Source organism: Cryobacterium lyxosi, assembly GCF_004403345.1.
GTDB classification, from domain to species: Bacteria; Actinomycetota; Actinomycetes; order Actinomycetales; family Microbacteriaceae; genus Cryobacterium; species Cryobacterium lyxosi.
On record NZ_SOGT01000010.1, the window covers coordinates 1 to 5,711 of the forward strand.

Genomic DNA, 5,711 nt, shown 5'->3' on the forward strand with positions numbered 1-5,711 from the left:
AAGTTAAGTCCGGCGGTGTCCTACTCTCCCACAGGGTCCCCCCTGCAGTACCATCGGCGCTGAGAGTCTTAGCTTCCGGGTTCGGAATGTGACCGGGCGTTTCCCTCTCGCTATAGCCGCCGAAACATCTTTCGATGAATCGATTCTATATTTTTCAGTTATAGAGCCCTCATGACGAAGGCGTTGTTCTCGACCGTACATCGAGAACCACATAGTGGACGCTAAAGCAGCTTCTTCAAACTGAGTGTTATCAAATTATCGGCTTATTAGTACCGGTCAGCTTCATGGGTCTTTAGTCCCCACTTCCACATCCGGCCTATCAACGCAGTAGTCTAGCTGCGAGCCTCTCCCCCGAAGGGATGGAAATCTCATCTCGAAGCCGGCTTCCCGCTTAGATGCTTTCAGCGGTTATCCGTTCCGAACGTAGCTAATCAGCGGTGCTCCTGGCGGAACAACTGACACACCAGAGGTTCGTCCATCCCGGTCCTCTCGTACTAGGGATAGATCTTCTCAAATTTCCTGCGCGCGCAGCGGATAGGGACCGAACTGTCTCACGACGTTCTAAACCCAGCTCGCGTACCGCTTTAATGGGCGAACAGCCCAACCCTTGGGACCTACTCCAGCCCCAGGATGCGACGAGCCGACATCGAGGTGCCAAACCATGCCGTCGATATGGACTCTTGGGCAAGATCAGCCTGTTATCCCCGAGGTACCTTTTATCCGTTGAGCGACAGCGCTTCCACAAGCCACTGCCGGATCACTAGTCCCGACTTTCGTCCCTGCTCGACTTGTCAGTCTTACAGTCAAGCTCCCTTGTGCACTTACACTCGACACCTGATTACCAACCAGGTTGAGGGAACCTTTGGGCGCCTCCGTTACTTTTTAGGAGGCAACCGCCCCAGTTAAACTACCCACCAGGCACTGTCCCTGAACCGGATCACGGTTCGAAGTTAGGTATCCAATATGACCAGAGTGGTATTTCAACAATGACTCCACCTGAACTAGCGTCCAAGCTTCACAGTCTCCCACCTATCCTACACAAGCCACACCGAACACCAATACCAAGCTGTAGTAAAGGTCACGGGGTCTTTCCGTCCTGCTGCGCGTAACGAGCATCTTTACTCGTAATGCAATTTCGCCGAGTTCGCGGTTGAGACAGCTGGGAAGTCGTTACGCCATTCGTGCAGGTCGGAACTTACCCGACAAGGAATTTCGCTACCTTAGGATGGTTATAGTTACCACCGCCGTTTACTGGGGCTTAAATTCTCAGCTTCGCCTTGCGGCTAACCGTTCCTCTTAACCTTCCAGCACCGGGCAGGCGTCAGTCCGTATACATCGTCTTGCGACTTAGCACGGACCTGTGTTTTTAGTAAACAGTCGCTTCCCACTGGTCTCTGCGGCCTTCGAACGCTCCCGGAGCAAGTCCGTTCACGCCTCAGGCCCCCCTTCTCCCGAAGTTACGGGGGCATTTTGCCGAGTTCCTTAACCACGATTCTCTCGATCTCCTTAGTATTCTCTACCTGATCACCTGAGTCGGTTTGGGGTACGGGTGACTAAAACCTCGCGTCGATGCTTTTCTTGGCAGCATAGGATCACTGATTTCACCCTTACGGGCTACCCATCGGGTCTCAGGCATCATGAACGACGGATTTGCCTATCGTTCGCCCTACATCCTTAGACCGGGTCAACCATCGCCCGGCTCAGCTACCTTCCTGCGTCACACCTGTTAATACGCTAACCGCACCAGCATAGGGTCGCACGCTAGGCCCCACGCTTCACCCCGAAGGGATCCATCTAGGGGATTCAGATGCTTAGCATTACTGGATTAGCTTGGGCGGTTTTTCGTCAGTACGGGAATATCAACCCGTTGTCCATCGACTACGCCTGTCGGCCTCGCCTTAGGTCCCGACTTACCCAGGGCGGATTAGCCTGGCCCTGGAACCCTTGATCTTTCGGAGGACGGGTTTCTCACCCGTCTTTCGCTACTCATGCCTGCATTCTCACTCGTGTGGCCTCCACGGCTGGTTTACACCGCCGCTTCGCTGGCCACACGACGCTCTCCTACCCATCAACACGGCTGAACTAACACCACAAGGGTGCAGCTAACCAAAAATATCAATGCCACAACTTCGGTGGCGTGCTTGAGCCCCGTTACATTGTCGGCGCGGAATCACTTGACCAGTGAGCTATTACGCACTCTTTCAAGGGTGGCTGCTTCTAAGCCAACCTCCTGGTTGTCTGTGCAACTCCACATCCTTTCCCACTTAGCACGCGCTTTGGGACCTTAGTTGGTGGTCTGGGTTGTTTCCCTCTCGACGATGAAGCTTATCCCCCACCGTCTCACTGCTGCGCTCTCACTTACCGGCATTCGGAGTTTGGCTGACGTCAGTAAGCTTTTAGGCCCCATCGGCCATCCAGTAGCTCTACCTCCGGCAAGAAACACGCAACGCTGCACCTAAATGCATTTCGGAGAGAACCAGCTATCACGAAGTTTGATTGGCCTTTCACCCCTATCCACAGCTCATCCCCTCCATTTTCAACTGAAGTGGGTTCGGTCCTCCACGACGTCTTACCGTCGCTTCAACCTGGCCATGGATAGATCACTTCGCTTCGGGTCTAGGACATGCGACTGAATCGCCCTATTCAGACTCGCTTTCGCTACGCATTCCCCTCTCGGGTTAAGCTCGCCACATATCACTAACTCGCAGGCTCATTCTTCAAAAGGCACGCTGTCACCAGAACAAAGCTGGCTCCAACGGTTTGTAAGCAAACGGTTTCAGGTACTATTTCACTCCCCTCCCGGGGTACTTTTCACCTTTCCCTCACGGTACTTGTTCACTATCGGTCATGTAGGAGTATTTAGGCTTATCAGGTGGTCCTGACGGATTCACACGGGATTTCTCGGGCCCCGTGCTACTTGGGATACTTCTCGGGCGATTGCTGCATTTCGACTACGGGGTTCGCACCCTCTATGACCAGGCTTTCAATCCTGTTCGTCTATACAACGTTCTAACCCTTACCATTCGGTAGAATAGGCAGAAAAGTCCCGCAACCCCGACCATGCAACGCCTACCGGCTATCACACATGATCGGTTTAGCCTCATCCGGGTTCGCTCGCCACTACTAACGGAATCACTGTTGTTTTCTCTTCCTGTGGGTACTGAGATGTTTCACTTCCCCACGTTCCCTCTACCCGCCCTATATATTCAGGCGGGAGTCACCAGGTCACCTTGCGGGCCTGGCGGGGTTTCCCCATTCGGACATCCTCGGATCACAGTTCGTTTATCAACTCCCCGAGGCTTATCGCAGATTACTACGTCCTTCTTCGGCTCTACATGCCAAGGCATTCACCGTTTGCTCTTAAAAATTTGAAATCACATGAGTTTGAATCGATTAAGTGCCGCGAATAAATTCGCGACCGAAATTGACCAATGATCTATAAATAGATCTTTGTAATTTGCTGTCCGAAGACAGTCAAATTTAAGATGCTCGCGTCCACTGTGTAGTTCTCAAAGTACGGGCGGTACCCTTCCCGCCGGCAAGTGATGCCAACGAGAAAAAGTCCAGAAGAATCAGATCAACCACGACATTTACGTCCCAGTTGTTCCGGTCCCTCAGGACCCAACAGCGTGCATATACAAGTCTCTCTGCGACCTACTTTTCCAACCCCGTCCTTACGAACCAGGCGTACCGAGTAGATCTCAGCCGTTCTTGCATCAATGTCAATGTTCCACCCATGAGCGCCATCGAAAGACATTCGCTTCCGTATGACTGGTCGCCATATTCCGCTGTATACAGACGGGACGACACGTGCTCCTTAGAAAGGAGGTGATCCAGCCGCACCTTCCGGTACGGCTACCTTGTTACGACTTAGTCCTAATCACCAATCCCACCTTCGACAGCTCCGTCCCTTGCGGGTTCGGCCACTGGCTTCGGGTGTTACCGACTTTCATGACTTGACGGGCGGTGTGTACAAGGCCCGGGAACGTATTCACCGCAGCGTTGCTGATCTGCGATTACTAGCGACTCCGACTTCATGAGGTCGAGTTGCAGACCTCAATCCGAACTGAGACCGGCTTTTTGGGATTCGCTCCACCTTACGGTATCGCAGCCCTTTGTACCGGCCATTGTAGCATGCGTGAAGCCCAAGACATAAGGGGCATGATGATTTGACGTCATCCCCACCTTCCTCCGAGTTGACCCCGGCAGTATCCCATGAGTTCCCACCATTACGTGCTGGCAACATAGGACGAGGGTTGCGCTCGTTGCGGGACTTAACCCAACATCTCACGACACGAGCTGACGACAACCATGCACCACCTGTATACCGACCTTGCGGGGCGACCATTTCTGGCCGTTTCCGGTATATGTCAAGCCTTGGTAAGGTTCTTCGCGTTGCATCGAATTAATCCGCATGCTCCGCCGCTTGTGCGGGCCCCCGTCAATTCCTTTGAGTTTTAGCCTTGCGGCCGTACTCCCCAGGCGGGGAACTTAATGCGTTAGCTGCGACACGGAGACCGTGGAATGGTCCCCACATCTAGTTCCCAACGTTTACGGCATGGACTACCAGGGTATCTAATCCTGTTCGCTCCCCATGCTTTCGCTCCTCAGCGTCAGTTACGGCCCAGAGATCTGCCTTCGCCATTGGTGTTCCTCCTGATATCTGCGCATTCCACCGCTACACCAGGAATTCCAATCTCCCCTACCGCACTCTAGTCTGCCCGTACCCACTGCAGGCCCGAGGTTGAGCCTCGGGTTTTCACAGCAGACGCGACAAACCGCCTACGAGCTCTTTACGCCCAATAATTCCGGACAACGCTTGCACCCTACGTATTACCGCGGCTGCTGGCACGTAGTTAGCCGGTGCTTTTTCTGCAGGTACCGTCACTCCCAGGAAAACCCAGTCGCTTCTTCCCTACTAAAAGAGGTTTACAACCCGAAGGCCGTCGTCCCTCACGCGGCGTTGCTGCATCAGGCTTGCGCCCATTGTGCAATATTCCCCACTGCTGCCTCCCGTAGGAGTCTGGGCCGTGTCTCAGTCCCAGTGTGGCCGGTCACCCTCTCAGGCCGGCTACCCGTCGTCGCCTTGGTGAGCCATTACCTCACCAACTAGCTGATAGGCCGCGAGCTCATCCTTGACCAAAATTCTTTCCACCCCAGAAGATGCCTTCCAAGGTAATATCCGGTATTAGCTACAGTTTCCCGCAGTTATCCCAGAGTCAAGGGCAGATTGCTCACGTGTTACTCACCCGTTCGCCACTGATCCAAGGAGCAAGCTCCTCTTCACCGTTCGACTTGCATGTGTTAAGCACGCCGCCAGCGTTCGTCCTGAGCCAGGATCAAACTCTCCGTAAATGTTTGAATAGCTACCCGACCCGAAGATCGAATGCCCATCTAGTGCACCCACAGACCGGAATAGGCCTAGAAGATGCAAGTTTGAAACTGACAAGAACAAATCATTACTGACTTGCTTTGTATAGTTGCCTCACCGAAGTGAGGACTTGTTCAATATTATTTCCAAAGGAATCTCTTAGCTGCACCCCGCTAGAAACGGGCCACAACCACGAGGTTTTTGGCATTTGACATTGTGCACGCTGTTGAGTTCTCAAGGATCGGACGCACCCGACTTCAGGCCCTACTGGGCTGTCGCTCCGGGGCAACTTGTCTAACTTACCCACCCGGCCAGTCCCTGTCAAATCGACCAATCCCAG

The 5,711-nt window shown here is 53.5% G+C and carries 3 rRNA genes; all 3 read right to left on the reverse strand.

What is annotated here, in order from left to right:
- Positions 1-7 precede the first annotated feature (7 nt).
- A 5S ribosomal RNA gene (gene rrf, locus E3T27_RS08000) occupies positions 8-124 on the reverse strand.
- Between the two features lie 122 nt (positions 125-246).
- Positions 247-3,374 (reverse strand): 23S ribosomal RNA (locus tag E3T27_RS08005).
- 447 nt (positions 3,375-3,821) lie between these two features.
- Positions 3,822-5,355, reverse strand: a 16S ribosomal RNA gene (locus E3T27_RS08010).
- Together the 16S, 23S and 5S rRNA genes form the textbook arrangement of a ribosomal RNA operon.
- Positions 5,356-5,711: the final 356 nt, after the last annotated feature.